Here is a 20,786-nt window from a genome sequence, read left to right on the forward strand (position 1 = left end):
ACGCAAGGCCCCGCCGTGGCGCATGCCCTTCTCCCGCCCCCTCATGGCGCAGCCGCACCACACGCCAGCACCACCTTGGTGCACATCCCCGGCACCCGCTGCGCCATTGCGGCGCAAGACACGCCGAAAACCGCCCGCAACGTTATGTTTCCGCGAAAATAAGAGAGGTTTGGCACGATCCGCGCATGGATGGCGTACAGCCGGCCGGCGACCCCGCCGTCCCTTTTACCAGCAGGGAGAGACGCGATGAAGCTCATCACCGCCATCATCAAGCCATTCAAGCTCGACGACGTCCGCGAGGCGCTGGCCGACAACGGCGTCCAGGGCATCACCGTGACCGAAGTGAAGGGCTTCGGGCGCCAGAAGGGCCACACCGAACTCTACCGCGGCGCCGAGTACGTGGTCGATTTCCTGCCCAAGGTGAAGGTCGAGGTCGCCGTGGACGACTCCCGCGTCGAGGGCGTGCTCGACGCCATCTGCGGCGCGGCCAACAGCGGCAAGATCGGCGACGGCAAGGTCTTCGTGACCCCGCTGGAGGATGTCATTCGCATCCGCACCGGCGAGCGTGGCGCCGAGGCCGTGTAACGGCTCCCCTCAAGAGAAGAGCAGACAAGAGCGATGGAGACCCCCATGAATGAACTTGCCGAGTTGAGCTACGCGCTCGACACCTTCTATTTCCTGATATGCGGCGTGCTGGTGATGTGGATGGCCGCCGGCTTCTCGATGCTCGAGGCGGGCCTGGTACGGGCCAAGAACACCGCCGAGATCCTGACCAAGAACATCGCCCTGTTCGCCATCGCCTGCACCATGTACCTGCTGGTGGGCTACGCCATCATGTACTCGAGCGACGCCGGCGGCATCCTGCCCAACCTGGGCGTGCTGATCGGCGCCGAGAACGGCGTGGACGCGGTCACCGCCGGCGGCGACGACGCCCCCTACTACTCCATGCGCGCCGACTTCTTCTTCCAGGTGGTGTTCGTCGCCACCGCCATGTCGATCGTCTCCGGCGCCGTGGCCGAGCGCATGAAGCTGTGGGCCTTCCTCGCCTTCGCGGTGGTCATGACCGGCGTCATCTATCCGGTCTCGGGCTACTGGACCTGGGGCGGTGGCTGGCTCTCCGAGCTGGGCTTCTCCGACTATGCCGGCTCCGGTATCGTGCACCTCGCCGGAGCGGCCGCGGCGCTGGCCGGCGTGCTGATCCTCGGCCCGCGCAAGGGCAAGTACGGCAAGGACGGCAGCATCCACGCCATCCCCGGCGCCAACCTGCCGCTGGCCACCGTCGGCACCTTCATCCTGTGGATGGGCTGGTTCGGCTTCAACGGCGGCTCCGAGCTCAAGCTCTCCGACGTCGCCTCGGCCAACAACGTGGCCCAGGTGCTGGTCAACACCAACGCCGCCGCCGCCGGCGGTGTGATCACCGCGCTGGTCCTGGCCAAGCTGTGGTTCCGCAAGGCCGACCTGACCATGGCGCTGAACGGCGCCCTGGCCGGGCTGGTGGCGATCACCGCGGGTCCGCTGACCCCCTCGGCGCTGGGCGCCACGCTGATCGGCGCCGTGGGCGGGATGATCGTGGTGGCCGCCATCGTCACCCTCGACAAGCTCAGGATCGACGACCCGGTCGGCGCCATCTCGGTGCATGGCGTGGTGGGCATCTGGGGCCTGCTGGCGGTACCGCTGTCCGACGCCGACACCTCCTTCGGCGCCCAGATCGTCGGCGCGATCGCCATCTTCACCTGGGTCTTCGTCGCCAGCCTGGTGGTATGGCTGGCCATCAAGGCGCTCATGGGCGTTCGCGTCAGCGAAGAGGAGGAGTACGAGGGGGTCGACCTGGCCGAATGCGGCATGGAGGCCTATCCCGAGTTCAGCGTCGCCCGGGTCTACGGCGGCAGCAGCGGACGCCCGCAATCCGGCGGCTACGGCGTCGGCGCACCGCTCGGCCAGCCCCACGTCGAGTAGGCACGACAGGCTTGTCAAAGGGCTCCCCGCGGGGAGCCTTTTTTCTTCCTGCCGAGGGCGGTGTATGCTTGAGGCCAACCGCTCCCGTATCATCCGGGTCCGAGCTGCGGACCCTGCCCGACCATGAGGAAACAGACCATGAAACTGGTGACTGCCATCATCAAGCCGTTCAAGCTCGACGACGTTCGCGAGTCGCTTTCGGAGATCGGCGTCCAGGGCATCACCGTCACCGAAGTGAAGGGCTTCGGCCGCCAGAAGGGCCATACCGAGCTCTACCGCGGCGCCGAGTACGTGGTCGACTTCCTGCCCAAGGTGAAGGTCGAGATCGCCATCGACGACGACCTCGTCGAGCAGGTGATCGACGCCATCACCCAGGTCGCCAATACCGGCAAGATCGGCGACGGCAAGATCTTCATCACCCCGCTGGAGCAGGTGATCCGCATCCGCACCGGCGAAACCGGCAAGGATGCCGTATAGACCCAGGTCGCGCCTACACATTCAGCAAGATCGGCGACGGCAAGATCTTCATCACCCCGCTGGAGCAGGTGATCGGGAAGCCGCACCTCCGCATCCGCACCGGCGAAACCGGCAAGGATGCAGTCTAAGCTCGAAGCTCGAAGCTCGAAGCTCGAAGCTCGAAGCTCGAAGCTCGAAGCTCGAAGCTCGAAGCTCGAAGCTCGAAGCCAGACAGCTTATACAAAAAACCCCGGGGGCCTGCCCGGGGTCTTTTCTTCAATCTTGCAACTCAAGGCTTACTTCTCGACGAAGGCGCGCTCGATGACGTAATCGCCGGGTTCGCCCATGCGCGGCGAGATGTTGAAGCCCAGGTCGTCGAGCAGCGCGCTGGTCTCGTCGAGCATCGCCGGGCTGCCGCAGATCATGGCGCGGTCCTGCTTGGGGTCCATCGGTGCTACGCCGGTGTCCTCGAACAGCTTGCCGCTGCGGATATGATCGGTGAGGCGGCCCATGGTGTGGAACTCTTCGCGGGTCACGGTGGGGTAGTAGACCAGCTTCTCCTTGATCTCGTCGCCCAGGTACTCGTGGGCCGGCAGCTCCTTCTGGATGAAGTCGGCATAGGCCAGCTCGCTGACGCTGCGCACACCGTGCACCAGGATCACCTTCTCGAAGCGCTCGTACACCTCGGGGTCCTGGATCAGGCTCATGAACGGGGCCAGGCCGGTACCGGTGGAGAGGAAATAGAGGTTGCGCCCCGGCAGCAGGTCGTCGGTGACCAGGGTGCCGGTGGGCTTGCGGCTGACCATGATCGAATCGCCCACCTTGAGGTGCTGCAGGCGCGAGGTCAGCGGGCCGTCGGGCACCTTGATGCTGAAGAACTCGAGATGGTCCTCGTAGTTGGGACTGGCGATGGAGTAGGCCCGCATCAGCGGCTTGCCGTTCACCTCCAGGCCGATCATCACGAACTGACCGTTCTTGAAGCGCAGGCTGCGCTCGCGGGTGGTGCGGAAGCTGAACAGGGTGTCGTTCCAGTGATGGACGCTAAGCACCTCTTCCAACGCAAACTTGCTCATGCCGGCTCCTTCCTATTCCAATATCGAATAAATCAAAGGGCAAAACGATTTGCTTGCATTATAAGAGCGCAAGGTTTATCTGTTAATTGGATTGTATGGATAACCTTTATCCAGACTACTGATATAGATCAACGACGAGCCGCTTCATGCATTTCACCCTGCGCCAGCTCGAGGTCTTCGTCGCCGTCGCCCAGCACGAGAGCGTCTCGCGTGCGGCGCGCGCCCTCTCCTTGTCGCAGTCGGCCACCAGTACCGCCCTGGCCGAGCTCGAGCGCCAGTTCGACTGCCAGCTGCTCGACCGCGTCGGCAAGCGACTACGGCTCAACGCGCTGGGCTTCCAGCTGCTGCCCAAGGCGGTGGCGCTGCTCGACCGCGCCGAGGAGATCGAGGAGATTCTGCACGGCCAGCAGGGCATCGGCTCCCTCGACGTGGGCGCCACCCTGACCATCGGCAACTACCTGGCCACCCTGCTGATCAGCGACTTCATGCAGCGCCACCCGGGCAGCCGGGTGCGCCTGGCGGTGCGCAACACCCGCGAGATCGTCGACCGCGTGCGTCAGCACGAGCTCGACCTGGGGCTCATCGAGGGGCACTGCGAGGAGGAGGACGTGATCACCCAGCCGTGGGTGGAGGACGAGCTGTCGGTGTTCTGCTCACCGCGTCATCCGCTGGCCGGGCAGGGGCCGGTGGAGCTGGATCGCCTGCTGCGCGAAGCGTGGATCATGCGCGAGCAGGGCTCGGGGACGCGCATGACCCTGGAGCAGGCCGCGCGCCACCGCCGCGGGCGCTTCAATACCCTGCTGGAGCTGGAGCACACCGAGGGGATCAAGCGGGCGGTGGAGTCGGGGCTCGGCATCGGCTGCGTCTCGAGGCTGGCGCTGCGCGACGCCTTCCGCCGCGGCAGCCTGGTGCCGATTCCCACCCCCGAGCTCGACCTGAGCCGCCAGTTCGCCTTCATCTGGCACCGCCACAAGTACCTGGCTACCGGCATGCGCGAGTTCCTGCGCCTGTGCCGGCAGATGACCGAAGGGGTCAGGCGCAGCGACGAGATCGACCTGCCGCCGGTGTCCTGACCCCTCCCGCCCCTCTGCCCGTCAGCGTTCGCGCAGGCGGAAGCCGCCGACGACCTGCGCCAGGCGGTCGGCCTGCTCGCTGAGACGCTCGGCGGCGGTGGTCGACTCTTCCACCAGCGCCGCGTTCTGCTGGATCGTGCGGTCGAGATCGGCCACCGCCACGCTGACCTGGCCGATGCCGTCACTCTGCTCGCCGGCGGCCATGCTGATCTCGCCGAGCATGTTGGCCACCCGGTTCACGCTGGCTACCAGCTCGCTCATACGCTCCCCGGCGCGGCTCACCAGCTCGGTGCCGTTGGCGACCCGCTGGGTCGAGGCGTCGATCAGCGCGCGAATGTCGCGCGAGGCCTCGGCGCTGCGGGTGGCGAGCTGGCGCACCTCGCCGGCGACCACGGCGAAGCCGCGACCGTGCTCGCCGGCCCGCGCCGCCTCGACCGAGGCGTTGAGCGCCAGCAGGTTGGTCTGGAAGGCGATGCCGTCGATGACCTTGACGATCTCGCCGATCTGCTCCGACGAGCGGCTGATCTCGTCCATGGTATCCACCACCTGGCCGACCGTTTCGCCCGAGCGCTGGGCCACCTCGGCGGCTGTTTTCGACAGGCCGTTGGCCTCCCGCGAGGAGGCCGAGGTGTGCTCGACGGTGGCCGAGATCTGCTCCATCGAGGCGGAGGTCTGCTGCAGGCTGGCGGCGGCCCGCTCGGTGCGCCGCGACAGGTCCTCGCCGCCGCTGGCGATCTCGCTGGCCGCCACGCGCACCGATTCGCTGCTGTCGCGCACGTCGAGCAGCACGTCGTGGATCTTGTCGACGAAGGCGTTGAACTGGGTGGCGAGCCTGGCGCTCTCGTCGCGCCCGCGCACCGGCAGCCGCTGGGTCAGGTCGCCGTTGCCGCTGGCGATCTCGCGCATGCGCTCGGCCAGCAGGCGCAGCGGCCGCGAGACCCGGGTGCCGACCCACCACAGCGCGGCAAGGCCCAGCGCCGCCAGCAGCAGGCCGACCAGCGCCATGCCCAGGGTGTCGGCACGGCGCTGCTCGCCCATGACCTCTTGCAGCGCGACCAGTTCGGCCATCACGGCTTCTTCGGGCAGGCGGATCAGCAGCGTCCAGGGCGCGTCGCTGGCGCCAATGGTGAACGGCTGGTAGCGCTCCAGCATGCCGTCCCGCGCCAGGCTGACACTGATGCCCTCCTCTCGCGCCCGGTCGATGGCGCCGAGCACCTCGGCGTCGAAGGTCTCGCTCGCCGCCGCGCCGAGCCGCCCGGCATCGCCGGTATGGGCCACCAGGCCGCCGCGCCCGGCGATCAGCGCCATCTCGCCGGCGCCGCCATAGAGCGTCTGGTTGGCCTCGAGCAGCAGTGCCTGGATGAAGTCGAGTGCCAGGTCGACCCCCGCCACGCCGCGGAATTCGCCGTCGACGAGGACCGGCACGTTGAACGAGGTGACCAGCAGCGTCTCATCGCCGTACTCGTAGGGTGCCGGATCGATGATGCAGGGCGCCAGGGTCTCGCGCGGGCAGAGATAGTATTCGCCTTCGCGTACACCGCTGGCGAGCAAGGTCGTGCTCTCCATGGTCTCGCCCAGCGGCAGCACCTCGACCGCTCCTTCGCCGCTGCGATACCACCAGGGCATGAAGCGCCCGCTGCCGTCGTAGCCGTCGCTCTCGCCGAGGTCGGCATGCAGCGCATCGCGGCCGAAGGCGTCGGGCTCCCAGCCGATGAAGGCATCGAGCAGCGAGGGGTTCTCGACCACGGTCTGGCGCACCAGGTTGGAGAGTTCGCGCCGGCTAAGCGAGAGGGCGCGCCGCCCGCTGGCGTCCTGCTGACCCATCAGGGCGTTGGTGTCGGCCAGTTGGGTGGCCAGCGTCAGGGCATGCTCGAGTTCGCGCTGGATGCGGCCGGCCTCGGCGTCGGCCAGCACCGCCAGGCGCTCGTCGATGGCGCCCTCGAGCAGCTCGCGGGTATGGGTCTCGGCGGTCTGCTGGGTGCGCGCCGAGGAGAACAGGCCATAGAGAACCAGGGCCACGACCACGGCCAGCAGGCAGGGGCCGGCCAGCAGGATCACGAACTGGCGGATCGATCTGAGATGCATGGGCGCTCTCGCTGAGGTGGACACGGTGGCAGCGAAGACAACTTCGCACCGGTGTCCGCTTTATCGGCAAGAGCGGCCCTAGCTTGAGACGAAAGTCGCGATCAACGCATATCGCTGACGGCCTCCTGGATGTCACCCAGCGGCGCCTTGGACAGGTCCTTGTCCAGGGTGTGGATGACCAGCTTGCTGGTCGGCCCGTCGAGCTTGTCGCGCAGCACGCCGAGAAAACGCGGCGGGGCGACCAGGATCAGCTTGTCCATGCTGTTGTCGACCCGGGCCTTGTAGATGCGCTCGGCGATCTGCTTGGCGAAGATCTCCGCCTCGTGGTCCAGGGCGACGCTGTCGCCGCGGCTGGCACGCCGCGTATGGGACGTCGACTCATCGACGCTACCGGTGGTGCCGGTGACCAGATCACCCTCATGCAGGCGACCCTCGGCGTGCACCAGGCTCTCCCTCTCCTCCAGCTTGAGCGCATCGCGGGTGAACAGGCGTGCCCGCGCCGCATCGGCCACCACGATATACGTTGTCATAGCCTCTCCTTGAGTCGGGTTGAAGGAAAAAGTCCGCCATCCGGTTGCGGACGTCCTTGCTTCAACATGGCAATCAGACTCTCCAGGGTCAACCGGCTAGAGCACCTTGCCGCGCAGCAGGCTGGTGATTGCCTCGCCGATCAGCACCAGCACGACGATGGCGATCAGGATGGTAGCCACGGTGGGCCAGGCGAAGGTATCGATGGCGCCCTGCAGGATCACCCCGATGCCCCCGGCGCCGACCAGGCCCAGCACCGTCGACTCGCGGATGTTGATGTCCCAGCGCAGGATGACGATGGCGAAGAAGGCCGGCATCACCTGCGGCACGATGGCGTAGGCGATCACCTTGGCCTTGGAGGCGCCGGTGGCCTCCATCGCCTCGACCGGCCGTCGATCGATCTCCTCGATCGCCTCGCCCATCAGCTTGCCGATGAAGCCCACCGAGCGGAACATGATGGCAAGTATCCCTGCCAGCACGCCCGGGCCGAAGATCGCCACGAACAGCAGCGCCCAGATGATGGTGTTCACCGAGCGACTGGCGACCAGGATGAAGCGGCCCAGCCACAGGCAGGCGCGGTTGGGCGTGGTGTTCTGCGCGGCGATGTAGGAGACCGGCAGCGCGATGAAGATGGTCAGGGCGGTGGCCAGCGTGGCGATATGCACCGTCTCGAGCAGCGCATTGACGATCGCGGCGAGCCGCGAGGGGTCGGGCGGCCACATGCGCGCGCCGAGCCGGGAGATCTGGTTCGGGGCGTCCCACACCCAGGGCCAGAAGATGTCGATGTCGCGCACCGCCCAGTAGATCACCAGCACGGTGGCCAACAGCACGGCGTAGCGAATCAGACGCTGCTTGCGGTCGTAGCGTCGCCACACGCGGTCGGCGAGGGCATCGGCATGGTCTACCATATCTGCTTCCTCACCCAGCCGCTGATGCCCTCGCTGACCAGGATCACGGCGATGATCGTGAGCAGGATGGCGAAAGCGAAGTCATAGTCGTAGCGGCCGAAGGCGTTCATCAGGGTCCCCCCGATGCCCCCGGCACCGACGATGCCGACCACCGCCGAGGCGCGCAGATTGCTGTCGAGCTGGTACATCGAGAGTCCCACCTGGCGCGGCAGGATCTGCGGGAAGACGGCATAGACCAGGGTCGCGAGGTAGCCCGCCCCGGCGGCCTTCATCGCCTCGACCTGGCCCCAGTCGATCTCCTCGATCTCCTCGGCCAGCAGCTTGCCGACGAAGCCGATCGAATAGATCGTCAGGGTGAGGATGCCGGCCAGCGGACCGAAGCCCACCGCGGCGACGAACAGGATGGCGACGATCACCGGATGGAAGCTGCGCGACACGATGATCACCGCACGGCCGAACAGGTAGATCGGCCTGGGCGCGACGTTCTTCGCCGCCATCACGGCGAACGGGATCGACAGCGCCACGCCGAGCAGGGTGGCCAGAATGGCGATCTGGAAGCTCTCCTTGAAGCCGCTGATCAGCAGGCCGCTGCGCTCGAAGCTGGGCGGAAAGCCACCGCCGAAGATACGTGCCGCCCGCGGCAGCCCCTCGCCGATGCGCTCCCAGTTGAACGGCAGCGACCCCAGGGCCCACACCAGGTAGACGGTCGCCGCCAGCCACAGCCCGTAGCGCAGAGCGGGATTGGCGATGAAGGGCGGCTTGCGCCAGGTGCGCGGCAGGCCTGTGCCGTCAGGTCGAGTCATGCGCCACCCCCTGGGTCGAGCGGCCGGGTTCCGCAGTGAGTTCGTCACCGGCCGCCTCGATGCCGCCATAGATGGCGTCCAGCGCCGCCTTGTCGAAATCGGTCGGCACGCCGTCGAAGATCATGCGCCCATGGCGCAGGCCGACGATGCGCTCGGTGTAGGCCTTGGCCTGGGCGACGTTGTGGATGTTGATCAGTACCGGCAGCGAGAGCTCACTGGCCAGGCTCTGCAGCAGTTTCATGATCTGCTCGGAAGTGCGCGGATCGAGCGAGGCCGTCGGCTCGTCGGCGAGCAGGATCTCCGGCTCCTGCATCAGCGCCCGCACCACGCCGACCCGCTGGCGTTCACCGCCGGAGAGCTCGTCGGCACGCTTGTTGGCGTAGTGGGCGATGCCCACCCGCTCCATCAGCTGGAAGGCGCGCTCGATGTCGCTCTGCGGATAGCGCCGGGTGATCGCCTGGAACAGATTGACGTAGCCGAGCCGGCCGGCCAGCACGTTCTCCATCACCGTCAGCCGGTCGATCAGGTTGAAGCCCTGGAAGACCATGCCGATCTTGCGCCGGGCCCGGCGCAGTTCGCGCCCCTTGAGCGTCACCAGCTCGGTGCCGTTGAGCCTGATCGAGCCCGAGCTGGGTTCCACCAGGCGATTGATGCAGCGCAGCAGAGTACTCTTGCCGGCCCCGGAGGCACCGACGATGGAGACCACGCTGCTGCCCTCCACCGTCAGGTCGAGCCCCTCCAGCACCGGCTTGTCACGGCCGTAGCGCTTGACCAGTTGCGAAATCTCCAGCATTCATCGACCTCACTCACAGGGAAAGGAGCGCCCCCGACCGTGCCGGGGGCGCCGGGCGCTGCTGGCGTGGCGCGCCGGACTCACTCCTGTTCCAGGTCCTCGCGGGTGTAGCGCACGCCGTTGGCTTCCTGGATGGTGCGGATGACCTTCCAGTGCTCCTGGTAGTTGATGGGGATGAACTTCTCGACGCCCTCGAATTCATCGCCCAGCGCCGTGCCGGCGAAATCGAAGGAGAAGAAGGCCTCCTCGATCTTGTCGACCAGATCGGGATGCAGGTTGTGGGCATAGGTGTAGGAGGTGGTCGGGAAGCGGTCCGACTCGAAGATCATGCGCACCTCGTCCTCGTCGTAGAGGCCGCGCGCTGCCATGCGCTCGACCACTTCGGAGGCCACCGGGGCGGCGTCGTAGTCGCGGGCGACCACGCCCAGCATCGACTGGTCATGGCTGCCCGAGTAGACCACCTCGTAGTCCTCGTCGGGCACCACGCCGAGCTCGGGGAACAGCGCTCGCGGCGCCTGGTTGCCGGAGTTGGAGGTCGGCGAGGTATGCGCCACGCGCTTGCCCTTGAGATCCGCCATCTCCTCGATGTCCGAGTCGACATGGGTGTAGACCTGCAGGGTGTAGCCGAACTGGCCGTCGTCGGAGCCCATCAGGGCGAAGGGCACCGCCCCCGCCAGGTTGACGGCAAACGGCGTCGGCCCGGTGGAGAAGCCGGCGATGTGCAGCCGCCCGCTGCGCATCGCCTCGACCTGGGCCGAGTTGGATTGCACGGCGAAGAAGCGCACGTCGCGCCCGGTGACTTCCTGCAAGTGGTCGATGAAGGGCTGCCAGATGTCGGCGTAGATCGCCGGATCCTCCACCGGGGTGTAGGCAAATATCAGCGTATCGGGATCGACCCACTCGGATTCGTCGGCGGGTCGGTCGGCGACCAGGTCACCGTCCTCGTCGCAGTAGAGCGCATCCAGGGCGCCGCGCTGGCAATCGGACTGAGCCTGGGCCTGGGCGGACACCAGCAGGGCCAGCGGCAGCAGCGAGGAGAGGACCAGCATGGCGAAGGGGGAACGACCGAGCTTGTGGGAAGTTGTCATTGGCGTGTCTCTCTGTATCACTGTCATTATGTTGTTTTCAGCGACGGCGGGGGCGAGGACGCCCAGAGGATCCGCTCATCTGCTCGAAAGCGAACACGAAACCATCCGAATGATCGCAAACGAAACTAACCACCAATCTAGGTAGTATGACAAGACGATGTCAATTCGATTTCACTCGGCGCCGGGCCGGCGCCACAACCGCTACCTGCTGATGCGTCACGGCCACAGCCAGGCCAATGCCCGGCGCCTGATCATCAGCACCCCGGCCCGCGGCCTGGCGGATTATGGCCTTTCCGAGCAGGGCGAGGCACAGCTGGAAGCGCTGCTCGCCGACTGGCACTGGCCGGCACCCACCCGCATCCTGCATTCGGACTTCCTGCGCACTACCGAAACCGCCCGGCGAGTGGCCGCTCACTTCGGCCTCGAGCCGCAGCCCGAGCCGCGCCTGCGCGAGCGCGACTTCGGCGACCTCGAGGGGCTGGCCGACAGCCACTACCGGCGAGTCTGGGAGCATGACGCTCGCGATCCCGAACATCGCGAGTACGGCGTCGAGAGCACAGCCAGCGTCGCCGCTCGCATGCAGGGCGTGATCGCTTCGCTGGAGCAGGCGCTGCGGGGCGAAACCGTGCTGCTGGTGAGTCACGGCGACCCGCTGCAGATCATGCTGACCGCGCTGGAAGGCCGCCTGCTGACGGCGCATCGCGCCCGCGAGGCGCTGCTTCCGGCCAGCATCACTATGCTCGACTGAGCGAGGGAACGACGCGGCGGCTGACGCCCGGCGCCATCTGCGGTAGCATCGACGAGTCGGCAGGGAGGTCGGCCACTTCATCGTACTGCGATGCGCCAACGGGAGGACCCCGATGCGACAGTTCCTGTTTCCCCGCCGCCCGCTGTCCCGGGGGGTGCTGCTCTTCCTTCACCTGTTCCTGCAGCTGGGCCTGCTGTGCGCGGCCACGCTGTGGCTGCTGCCCCGTACGCCCTGGCAAGCCGCCATCGGCTGGGAGCAGGCATGGCCCGACCTGGCATTCGGCGCCGGGCTCTGGCTGGCGGCGGCGATCGTCCTGCGCCTGCTGATCGAGCTCTGCCTGCTGCCGCACCACCTGACCAGCCGCACCGGCTTCGCCCCGGGCGACGTGGTGACCCGCTCTTTCGAGCGCCGCCCGGCGGTGCACGACCGTCAGGCGGCCTGGACCAGTGAGGCACGCCCGGTGGAGACCGAGCCCAGCGTGCTGGGCAACGCGCGCGTGACGCGCCCCGCCGAGCCCCTCAAGCCCCAGGGCAGCGTGTGAGCCTGACCCAGCACCAGACGCCGCCGAGCCCGCGGGGCGCGGCGGGATCGACGGCTCCAGGCCTCAGTGGCCGAGGATCTGGCTGAGGAAGAGCTGGGTCCGCTCGGACTGCGGGTTGTTGAAGAACGGCTCGGGCGCGTTCTCCTCGATGATCTGGCCCTGGTCCATGAAGATCACCCGGTCGGCCACGGTCTTGGCGAAGCCCATCTCGTGGGTCACGCAGAGCATGGTCATGCCCTCGCGTGCCAGCTCCACCATGACGTCGAGCACCTCCTTGATCATCTCCGGGTCGAGCGCCGAGGTGGGCTCGTCGAACAGCATCACGTCGGGGTGCATGCACAGCGAGCGGGCGATCGCCACGCGCTGCTGCTGGCCGCCGGAGAGCTGGCCGGGATACTTGCGCGCCTGCTCGGCGATCTTGACCCGCTCCAGGTATTGCATGGCGAGGCGTTCGGCCTCGCGGCGCGGCTTCTTCTGGACCCACATCGGCGAGAGGCAGCAGTTCTCCAGTACCGTCAGGTGCGGGAAGAGGTTGAAGTGCTGGAACACCATGCCGACGCTGCGGCGGATCTGCTCGATGCGCTTGACGTCCTGGGTCAGCGGCACACCGCCAACCACGATCTCGCCGGCCTGGTGCTCCTCGAGATGGTTGATGCAGCGGATCAGCGTCGACTTGCCCGAGCCCGAGGGGCCGCAGATGACGATCCGCTCGCCACGCTTGACCTCGAGGTTGATGTCGCGCAGCACGTGGAAGTCACCGTACCACTTGTTGACGCCGCGCATCTCGACCATCAGGGTCTCGGTGCCGGTCTGGGTTGCCTGTTCAGTCATTGTTCTCGTTCCTTACCGCTTGTGGCCGGTATGCAGTTTTCTTTCCAAGTATTGGCTGTAGCGCGACATGCTGAAGCAGAAGATCCAGAACATGAACGCGGCGAACACGTAGCCCTCGAGCGAGAAGCCCAGCCAGCGGGAATCCGACAGCGCCGCCTGCACGATGCCCAGCAGGTCGAACAGCCCGATGATCATGACCAGGGTGGTGTCCTTGAACAGCGAGATGAAGGTGTTGACGATACCGGGGATCATCATCTTCAGCGCCTGGGGCAGCACGATCAGGCCCATGCGCATCCAGTAGCTCATGCCCAGCGCTGCCGCCGCCTCCTCCTGGCCGCGGGGGATCGCCTGCAGCCCGCCGCGGATGACCTCGGCCATGTAGGCGCTCTGGAATAGCGTGATGCCGATGAAAGCCCGGATCAGGCGGTCGACGCTGACGCCGGTGGGCATGAACAGCGGCAGCATCACCGAGGCCATGAACAGCACCGTGATCAGCGGCACGCCGCGCCAGAACTCGATGAACACCACGCAGAAGCTCTTGACGATGGGCATCTGCGAGCGGCGCCCCAGCGCCAGCAGGATACCGATCGGCAGCGCCCCGACCATGCCCACCACGGCCAGCACCAGGGTCAACATCAGCCCGCCCCAGCGGTGGGTCTCCACCACCCGCAGGCCGAAGAAGCCGCCGTAGAGCATGAAGTAGGCGAACAGGGGGAACACCACCAGGGTCGCCAGCGCCACCCAGCGCTTGAACGGCAGCCGCGGGATCGCCAGCCAGGCGATCAGCGCGGCGAAGGTGAGGAAGGTCACGTCGACCCGCCAGAGCTCGCCGCGCGGATAGAGGCCGTAGATGAACTGGGTGAAGCGGGCGCTGACGAATACCCAGCAGGCCCCCTCGCGGGAGCAGTCGTCGCGGGTGGTGCCGATCCAGTCGGCGTTGATGAAGGCCCACTGGATGGTGGGCGTCAGCAGCAGGTAGAGCAGGTAGAGTCCCAGCAGGGTGAAAAAACTGTTCACCGGCCCGCTGAACAGGTTGGCGCGCAGCCAGGCCAGCGGCCCCACCGTGTTCCGGGGGGCCGGGCGCGCCGCTATCATCTCGTGTCGTATCGTCATGGCGCTCTCCTAGCGTTCCACCAGCGCCACGCGGGCGTTGAACCAATTCATGAACATCGACACCAGCAGGCTGATGGTGAGGTAGACCGCCATGGTCATGGCGATGACCTCGATCGCCTGTCCCGTCTGGTTGAGGGTGGTGCCGGCGAATACCGAGACCAGGTCCGGATAGCCGATGGCCGTGGCCAGCGAGGAGTTCTTGATCAGGTTGAGGTACTGGCTGGTCAGCGGCGGGATGATCACGCGCAGCGCCTGGGGCACCACCACCAGCCGCAGTACCAGGTTCTGCGGCAGGCTGAGCGCCTGGGCCGCCTCGGTCTGGCCGTGGGGTATCGCCTGGATGCCGGAGCGTACGATCTCGGCGATGAACGAGGCCGTGTAGATGGAGAGCGCCAGCCACAGCGCCAGGAACTCGGGTATCACGGTGAAACCGCCGCGGAAATTGAAGCCGCGCAGCTCCGGCACGTCCCAGGTCACCGGCACGCCGGTCACCAACAGCACCAGCAGCGGTAGGCCGACGATCAGGCCCAGCGAGATCCAGCCCGCCGGCAGGCGCTTGCCGGTGGCCTCGTGGCGGCGCTTGTTCCAGATCATCAGGGCGATGCTGGCCACGATGGCCACGCCGAAGGCCAGCGGAATCAGGCCGAACCCCGACTCGAACAGCGGCTCGGGCAGAAACAGGCCGCGCACGTTGAGGAAGGCCACCTCGCCGAACGTCAAGCTGTCGCGCGGGCTGGGCATGGCGCGCAGCACGGCGAAGTACCAGAAGAAGATCTGCAGCAGCAGCGGGATGTTGCGGAAGATTTCGATATAGCCGCTGGCCAGCCGGGCGATCAGCCAGTTGGGCGACAGCCGGGCGATACCGACGATGAAACCGATGATGGTGGCCGCCAGGATCCCCAGCGCGGAAACCACCAGAGTATTGAGCAGGCCCACCACGAAGGTACGGCCGTAGGTACTCTGGGACGAATAGTCGATCAGGCTCTGGACGATGCCGAAGCCGGCGGTATTGGTCAGGAAGCCGAAGCCGGTGGTGATGCCGCGGGCCGCCAGGTTGGCCTGGGTATTGCCGATGATGTAGAGCAGGAAGACGACGACAGCGGCAACCAGCAGCAGTTGAAAGGCCAGCGCACGCTTGGCGCGATCACGCCAGAAGGGCGGTTTTGGGCCCAGCGAATGGGCCTTGGGTCGAACGGACATGAAGGAACTCTCCGCCTGGATCCGTCAAGCAGGTATCAGCCAGCCGGCCCGGAGAGTGTCCGGGGCCGGGGCAGTACGAGGATCGGGGCATCGCGACGATGCCCCGGGCGGTACGATCAGCGAATCGGCGGTGCGTACTGGATGCCGCCCTCGGTCCACAGCGCGTTGACGCCGCGCTCGATCTCGAGCGGTGAGCTCATGCCCACGTTGCGGTCATAGCTCTCGCCGTAGTTGCCGACCTGCTTGATGATGTTGTAGGCCCAGTCGGCCTCGAGACCCATCGCCTCGCCGTAGTTGCCGTCGCGGCCCAGCAGGCGGGCGACGTCGGGGTTATCGGACTCGAGCATCTCGTCGACGTTGTCGCTGGTGATGCCCATCTCCTCGGCGTTGAGCATGGCGAACAGCGACCACTTGACGATGTTGAACCACTTGTCGTCACCCTGGCGCACCACCGGGCCCAGCGGCTCCTTGGAGATGATCTCGGGCAGTATGACCGACTGGTCCGGGTCGGAGAGCTGAATGCGCAGCGCGGCCAGCTGCGAGGTATCGGAGGTCAGCACGTCGCAGCGGCCGGCCTCGTAGCCGCCCACGGTCTGCTCGGAGGTGTCGAAGACGATGGGGTCGAACTCCATGCCATTGGCACGGAAGTAGTCGGCTACGTTGAGCTCGGTGGTGGTGCCCGACTGCACGCAGATCGCCGCACCGTCGAGCTCCTTGGCGCTGGAGACGCCGAGGTCCTTGTTGATCATGAAGCCGATACCGTCGTAGAAGGTCACGCCGGTGAAGTTCAGGCCCAGGGTGGTGTCGCGGGTGGTGGTCCAGGTGGTGTTGCGCGAGAGCACGTCGACCTCGCCGGACTGCAGCGCGGTGAAGCGCTCCACGGCGTTGAGCGAGATGTAGCGAACCGCCTCGGAGTCGCCAAACACCGCCGCCGCCACGGCACGGCAGATGTCGACGTCCAGGCCCTGCCATTCGCCCTGGTCGTCCGGCGCGGAGAAGCCCGGCAGACCGTCGCTGACGCCGCACTGCACGGCGCCGCGCTCGCGGGTGTCGTCCAGGGTATCGGCGGAGGCGATGGCAGCGGTTCCCAGGGCCAGGGCCGCTGCGGAAGTGAGCAGCAGCCACTTGTTGTTGTTGTCGCGCATTGAAGATCCCTCGTAGGTCTGTTGTGTGTCTTGGACGATGCATGCCGAAGCATGTGCCCAGCACCTTAGCAAGGTTTGTTCCAATGCGGGGATAGCGCAGGCAAAACCCTTATTCAACGCTCGTGCCAGAGAAGATCCCGCCTGAACCACTGCTCCGTTCTGGTGCGCCAAGGCGCGGTTTGCGCCCCGCCTGTACGCCGGACCAGGCGTTCACCCGACCATAGGCGAGACGCCCCCGCAGGCCAAGCCTGCGGGGGCGTCTTGCGAGGGCGCCCGCCACACCGGGGAGCCCGGCCGATGCGAGCCGGCGTCAGTGGCGAATCAGGTAGTCGAAGGCACCCAGGGCGGCCTTCGAGCCCTCGCCCATGGCGATGACGATCTGCTTGTAGGGCACGGTGGTGACGTCGCCGGCGGCGAAGATACCGGGCACCGAGGTCATGCCGCGCTCGTCGACCACGATCTCGCCGCGCGGCGACAGCTCGATCGACGAGTCGGTGAGCCACTCGGTATTGGGCACCAGGCCGATCTGCACGAAGATGCCTTCCAGCTCGAGCCGCTTGATCTCGCCGCTGGCGCGCTCCTCGTACGTCAAGCCGTTGACCCGGGTGCCGTCGCCGTTCACCTCGGTGGTGCGCGCGCCGAGGATGATCTCGACGTTGGGCAGGCTCTTCAGCTTCTTCTGCAGTACCGCGTCGGCGCGCAGCTCGTCCATGAACTCGATCAGCGTCACGTGGCCGACGATGCCGGCCAGGTCGATAGCCGCCTCAACGCCGGAGTTGCCGCCGCCGATCACCGCCACGCGCTTGCCCTTGAACAGCGGGCCGTCGCAGTGGGGGCAGTAGGCCACCCCCTTGTTGCGGTACTCCGCCTCGCCGGGCACGTTCATCTCGCGCCAGCGCGCGCCGGTGGAGAGGATCAGCGTCTTGCTCTTGAGGCGCGCGCCGGAGGCGAATTCCACCTCGTGCTCGCCGCCCTGGTCGGCCGCCGGAATCAGCTTCACGGCGCGCTGCAGGTTCATGATGTCGGCTTCGTACCCCTTGACGTGCTCCTCCAGCGCCGCGGCCAGCTTGGGACCTTCGGTGTAGGGCACGGAGATGAAGTTCTCGATCGCCATGGTATCGAGCACCTGGCCGCCGAAGCGTTCGGCCGCCACGCCGGTGCGGATGCCCTTGCGTGCGGCATAGATGGCCGCCGCGGCACCGGCCGGGCCGCCGCCCACCACCAGTACGTCGAACGGGTCCTTGTCGTTGAGCTTGGCCGCCTCGCGCTGGGCCGCACCGGTGTCGACCTTGGCCAGGATCTGCTCCAGGCTCATGCGCCCCTGGTCGAAGGGCTCGCCGTTGAGGTAGATGCTCGGCACCGACATCACCTGGCGCGCTTCGACCTCGTCCTGGAACAGCGCGCCGTCGATGGCGACGTGGCGCACGTTCGGGTTGAGGATCGCCATCAGGTTGAGCGCCTGCACCACGTCGGGGCAGTTCTGGCACGAGAGCGAATAGTAAGTCTCGAAGTGCAGCTCGCCCTCGAGCGCCTTGATCTGCTCGATGGTGTCGTCGCTAACCTTGGGCGGGTGGCCGCCGACCTGCAGCAGCGCCAGCACCAGCGAGGTGAACTCGTGGCCCATGGGAATGCCGGCGAACACCAGGCCGGTGTCCTCGCCGGGGCGATTCAGCGCGAAGGAGGGCTTGCGCGGGTCCGTGCCGTCGAGGCGCAAGGTGATCTTGTCGCAGAGGCTCTCGATGTCCTTGAGCAGTCCATGGAGCTCCTTGGACTTGGCGCCGTCATCGAGGGAGGCGACGATCTCGAACGGCTGCGTGACCTTCTGCAGGTAGGCTTTAAGCTGACTTTTCAGATTGTCGTCCAACATGACAGCGGGTTCCTTCATGTCTGGCTCATGAACTACGGCAAGACGCCTCCCTGACGCAGACCGGAGTCAGCGCGGGCCAGGGGCTTGCACGTCTGGGAAAGAGTGCCCGGGCAGAGCCTGCCCGGGCGGGGAATGCACGCGAGGTCAGGGGATTGCCTCGCGGATCGACCGATCCTTAGATCTTGCCGACCAGGTCCAGGGACGGGGCGAGCGTCTCTTCGCCTTCCTTCCACTTGGCCGGGCAGACCTCGTTCGGGTTGTTGCGCACGTACTGGGCGGCCTTCAGCTTGCGCAGGGTCTCAGCGACGTCGCGCGCGATCGCGTTGTCGTGGATCTCCTGGGTCTTGATCACACCTTCCGGATCGATCACGAAGGTGCCGCGCAGGGCCAGACCGGCTTCTTCGATGTGCACACCGAAGGCGCGGGTCAGCTGGTGGGTCGGGTCACCGACCAGCGGGAACTTGGCCTTGCCCACCGCCGGCGAAGTCTCGTGCCATACCTTGTGCGAGAAGTGGGTGTCGGTGGTGACGATGTAGACTTCGGCACCGGCCTTCTTGAACTCCTCGTAGTGCTCGGCGGCGTCCTCGACCTCGGTCGGGCAGTTGAAGGTGAACGCGGCCGGCATGAAGATCACCACGGACCACTGGCCCTTCAGGTTCTGTTCGGAGAGTTCGACGAACTCGCCGTTGTGGAAAGCGGTGGCCTTGAACGGCTGGACTTCGGTGTTGATCAGGGACATTCAGCAATGCTCCTTGTCATGGGGGTGGATGGCTCGAATACGGGGCACATCATATCCATCGCAACCGATAGGCGAAAATTGATTACCGCCATGGTTCCGATAAGGCTTGTCTATGGTGGCACCCGCGCCTCATTGCAAGGCCACCGCCTCCCCTTGACGATCCAGCGCCAGGAAGCGCTGGGTATTGCCCATCTGCAGCGATTCGACCATGCGCTGCAGATGGCTCTCGGCCTCGTCGCCGGTGGGCGCCTGCCGCCCCCTGCCCGACAGCGCGCCGACAAAGACGATGTCCCACTCGATTCCGGTGCGCTGCGACTCCGCGACCAGCGAAGCCATGTCGCTGAGTTCATCGGGCGCCTTGTCGACGCACAGCACCGGGGTCAACACGCCGCCCTCGCCCTGCTCGAAGCGCCGGCGCTGCTCCTCGGTGGGGTCGTCGGGCAGCTCGGCGCGGGTGAAGACGAACAGCAGCCGCTGCGGCTCGGGCTGGCGCCGCGCCTCTTCCAGCAGATCGGCGAAACGGGAAATGGCCAAGGCGGTCCTCCAGACGTTGCGGTCCCCGGGCATGGGGCGAAGTGGTCGTGCGCCGAGCGGACGGCGCAGGGGATACGATAGCGCATTCGCCCCTACCGTGCCTGACCTGGGTCAGTGCCCCGTCGCCTCGTGCGACGGGAAGCGCGCCAGCACCTCCCACTCCTCGCCGCGGCGGCGAATTTCCAGCGGCAGCAGGGTGCCGGGCGGCTGGCGGCGCACCTGCCCGACCAGGTCGGCGGGCTGTGATAGCGCTTTACCGGCCGCCCTGAGGATGACGTCACCCGCCACGAGCCCGGCCGCCTCCGCGACCGAGCCCTCGATCACCTCCTGCACCGCGACGCCCTCCCCGGCCGGTGCCAGCAAAATGCCGAGCTGCGGCGGGGCGGCCTCCGGCTCGGCGTGCTCGGCCATGCCGAACACGGCCTGCGCCACGCCTGCCGGCGGCGGCTCGCAATCGGCCTCGCCCGCCGGCCAGGGCAGCAGCGTGGCGTAATCATCGACGCCCAGGTCAACGAGCTGATGCGGCACACCGTGGCCGTACTGCAAGTGGCCCTGGCCGATCAGGCCGACCACCAGCGCGGCCTCGCCGGTCGCCTCCACCAGGCCGGTGGCCATGGCGCGGTCCCACACCAGCTGTGCCGCGATGAAGCGCTCGAGGCCTTCCCCGCCGTCGTCGCCGTTCACGTGTTGGGCGTGAATCTCGGCCAGGCGCTGACGATAGTCGGGCGAGGCCTCGGCCGGGGCGGTAATGCCGAAGCGCTCCGCTTCCGGCACCGCCGCCCAGCCCGCCTCGACCAACCGCCCACGCAGCTCGCGAGAGACGTTGATCGCCCTGAGCGGTACCCGATGCAGGCGGGCGAAGTGCAGGATCGGCAGGTAGAGCTCGGGGTCGAAGCCCCAAGCGTCGTACCAGTCGCTGGCCGCGAGGAAGGCCGCCTCGTCGAGCTCGCCCGCGACCCAGGCGTCCAGCGCCGGCTGCGCCTCTCGGGGCAGCATTTCCAGGCCGATCGCCATGTCCGGGCGCAGCGCATGAAGCCCGGCCAGGGTGTGCAGCTGCCAGCGGTGGTGGTCCATGCGGTCGTGCCGTTCGCCGAGCAGCACCACGTCGCGCCCGGCGAGCTCGGCGAACAGCGCGGCACCATCCAGGCGCTCGTCACCGGGCCGCTGCCATTGGCCGGGGTCGGGGCAGGAACCGGCGTGCAGCGGCAGCGACGCCAAGGCCAGGCAGGCTGCCACGGCCAGCACACGGAACGGGGCGAACGAGTCTCGCATCGGCATCTCCCATCAGGCTGCCGTCATGATGAC

Annotated in this window: 21 protein-coding genes; 6 read left to right on the forward strand and 15 right to left on the reverse strand. The window is 66.9% G+C overall.

Translation table 11 applies throughout. The features are described 5' to 3' along the window. Positions 1–246: 246 nt before the first annotated feature. The 3 genes from HNO51_RS20170 (at position 247) to glnK (ending at position 2,433) form a co-directional block, all read left to right on the forward strand. Complete coding sequence (locus HNO51_RS20170) at positions 247–585, forward strand: P-II family nitrogen regulator (protein ID WP_197448910.1); 339 nt, start codon at positions 247–249, stop codon at positions 583–585. A gap of 45 nt (positions 586–630) precedes the next feature. Then, positions 631–1,956, forward strand: coding sequence for an ammonium transporter (locus tag HNO51_RS20175; RefSeq protein WP_209538164.1), 1,326 nt, complete (start codon positions 631–633; stop codon positions 1,954–1,956). Positions 1,957–2,094: 138 nt separating this feature from the next. Beyond that, entirely contained in the window at positions 2,095–2,433 is a 339-nt protein-coding gene (glnK, locus tag HNO51_RS20180) for a P-II family nitrogen regulator (protein WP_086509163.1), read from the forward strand. A gap of 275 nt (positions 2,434–2,708) precedes the next feature. Here the strand turns inward: glnK and HNO51_RS20185 are convergent, their stop codons facing one another. Continuing rightward, on the reverse strand, positions 2,709–3,485 hold the full coding sequence (locus HNO51_RS20185) for a ferredoxin--NADP reductase (RefSeq protein ID WP_197448912.1): 777 nt from the start codon (positions 3,483–3,485) through the stop codon (positions 2,709–2,711). A gap of 146 nt (positions 3,486–3,631) precedes the next feature. Here HNO51_RS20185 and HNO51_RS20190 point away from each other — a divergent pair, with 146 nt between their 5' ends. Then, on the forward strand, positions 3,632–4,558 hold the full coding sequence (locus HNO51_RS20190; protein ID WP_197448913.1) for a LysR family transcriptional regulator: 927 nt from the start codon (positions 3,632–3,634) through the stop codon (positions 4,556–4,558). A 21-nt stretch (positions 4,559–4,579) separates the two neighbouring features. Here the strand turns inward: HNO51_RS20190 and HNO51_RS20195 are convergent, their stop codons facing one another. The 6 genes from HNO51_RS20195 to phnD form a co-directional block, all read right to left on the reverse strand. After that, positions 4,580–6,643 (reverse strand): methyl-accepting chemotaxis protein, encoded by a 2,064-nt coding sequence (locus HNO51_RS20195; protein WP_197448914.1) that lies wholly within the window; start codon positions 6,641–6,643, stop codon positions 4,580–4,582. Between the two features lie 101 nt (positions 6,644–6,744). Further along, positions 6,745–7,173, reverse strand: a complete 429-nt coding sequence (locus tag HNO51_RS20200; RefSeq protein ID WP_197448915.1) for a host attachment protein — start codon at positions 7,171–7,173, stop codon at positions 6,745–6,747. Between the two features lie 96 nt (positions 7,174–7,269). Beyond that, complete coding sequence (gene phnE / locus HNO51_RS20205; protein ID WP_197448916.1) at positions 7,270–8,079, reverse strand: phosphonate ABC transporter, permease protein PhnE; 810 nt, start codon at positions 8,077–8,079, stop codon at positions 7,270–7,272. Next, on the reverse strand, positions 8,073–8,882 hold the full coding sequence (gene phnE / locus HNO51_RS20210; protein WP_197448917.1) for a phosphonate ABC transporter, permease protein PhnE: 810 nt from the start codon (positions 8,880–8,882) through the stop codon (positions 8,073–8,075). Before phnE (HNO51_RS20210) ends, phnE (HNO51_RS20205) begins: the two co-directional genes overlap by 7 nt. Continuing rightward, the gene (phnC, locus tag HNO51_RS20215) at positions 8,869–9,675 is read right to left on the reverse strand and encodes a phosphonate ABC transporter ATP-binding protein (protein WP_197448918.1); all 807 of its coding nucleotides are present in this window, start codon (positions 9,673–9,675) and stop codon (positions 8,869–8,871) included. Before phnC ends, phnE (HNO51_RS20210) begins: the two co-directional genes overlap by 14 nt. 80 nt (positions 9,676–9,755) lie before the next feature. After that, positions 9,756–10,763 (reverse strand): phosphate/phosphite/phosphonate ABC transporter substrate-binding protein, encoded by a 1,008-nt coding sequence (gene phnD, locus HNO51_RS20220; protein ID WP_197448919.1) that lies wholly within the window; start codon positions 10,761–10,763, stop codon positions 9,756–9,758. Between the two features lie 157 nt (positions 10,764–10,920). Here phnD and HNO51_RS20225 point away from each other — a divergent pair, with 157 nt between their 5' ends. Continuing rightward, positions 10,921–11,511 carry a histidine phosphatase family protein gene (locus HNO51_RS20225; RefSeq protein ID WP_197448920.1) on the forward strand — a complete coding sequence of 197 codons (591 nt, stop codon included), beginning with the start codon at positions 10,921–10,923 and terminating at the stop codon, positions 11,509–11,511. A gap of 112 nt (positions 11,512–11,623) precedes the next feature. After that, positions 11,624–12,052: a hypothetical protein gene (locus tag HNO51_RS20230; protein ID WP_197448921.1), complete on the forward strand. Its 429-nt coding sequence runs from the start codon at positions 11,624–11,626 to the stop codon at positions 12,050–12,052. Between the two features lie 63 nt (positions 12,053–12,115). Here the strand turns inward: HNO51_RS20230 and HNO51_RS20235 are convergent, their stop codons facing one another. From HNO51_RS20235 to HNO51_RS20270, 8 genes are all read right to left on the reverse strand, one after another. Further along, positions 12,116–12,844, reverse strand: coding sequence for an amino acid ABC transporter ATP-binding protein (locus HNO51_RS20235; protein WP_197451133.1), 729 nt, complete (start codon positions 12,842–12,844; stop codon positions 12,116–12,118). Positions 12,845–12,895: 51 nt separating this feature from the next. Continuing rightward, complete coding sequence (locus HNO51_RS20240; RefSeq protein ID WP_197448922.1) at positions 12,896–13,996, reverse strand: amino acid ABC transporter permease; 1,101 nt, start codon at positions 13,994–13,996, stop codon at positions 12,896–12,898. Positions 13,997–14,005: 9 nt separating this feature from the next. Continuing rightward, positions 14,006–15,196, reverse strand: coding sequence for an amino acid ABC transporter permease (locus tag HNO51_RS20245; protein ID WP_197448923.1), 1,191 nt, complete (start codon positions 15,194–15,196; stop codon positions 14,006–14,008). Positions 15,197–15,312: 116 nt separating this feature from the next. Then, positions 15,313–16,341, reverse strand: a complete 1,029-nt coding sequence (locus HNO51_RS20250; protein ID WP_197448924.1) for an amino acid ABC transporter substrate-binding protein — start codon at positions 16,339–16,341, stop codon at positions 15,313–15,315. A gap of 310 nt (positions 16,342–16,651) precedes the next feature. Next, complete coding sequence (gene ahpF / locus HNO51_RS20255; protein WP_209538165.1) at positions 16,652–18,208, reverse strand: alkyl hydroperoxide reductase subunit F; 1,557 nt, start codon at positions 18,206–18,208, stop codon at positions 16,652–16,654. Between the two features lie 175 nt (positions 18,209–18,383). Beyond that, positions 18,384–18,947, reverse strand: coding sequence for an alkyl hydroperoxide reductase subunit C (gene ahpC, locus HNO51_RS20260; protein WP_197448926.1), 564 nt, complete (start codon positions 18,945–18,947; stop codon positions 18,384–18,386). Positions 18,948–19,076: 129 nt separating this feature from the next. After that, complete coding sequence (locus tag HNO51_RS20265) at positions 19,077–19,481, reverse strand: ribonucleotide reductase subunit alpha (protein WP_197448927.1); 405 nt, start codon at positions 19,479–19,481, stop codon at positions 19,077–19,079. Between the two features lie 111 nt (positions 19,482–19,592). Continuing rightward, positions 19,593–20,753 carry a ChaN family lipoprotein gene (locus tag HNO51_RS20270; protein WP_209538166.1) on the reverse strand — a complete coding sequence of 387 codons (1,161 nt, stop codon included), beginning with the start codon at positions 20,751–20,753 and terminating at the stop codon, positions 19,593–19,595. Between the last annotated feature and the right edge of the window lie 33 nt (positions 20,754–20,786).

Origin of the sequence: Billgrantia sulfidoxydans, from assembly GCF_017868775.1 — a bacterium.
GTDB lineage: Bacteria > Pseudomonadota > Gammaproteobacteria > Pseudomonadales > Halomonadaceae > Halomonas > Halomonas sulfidoxydans.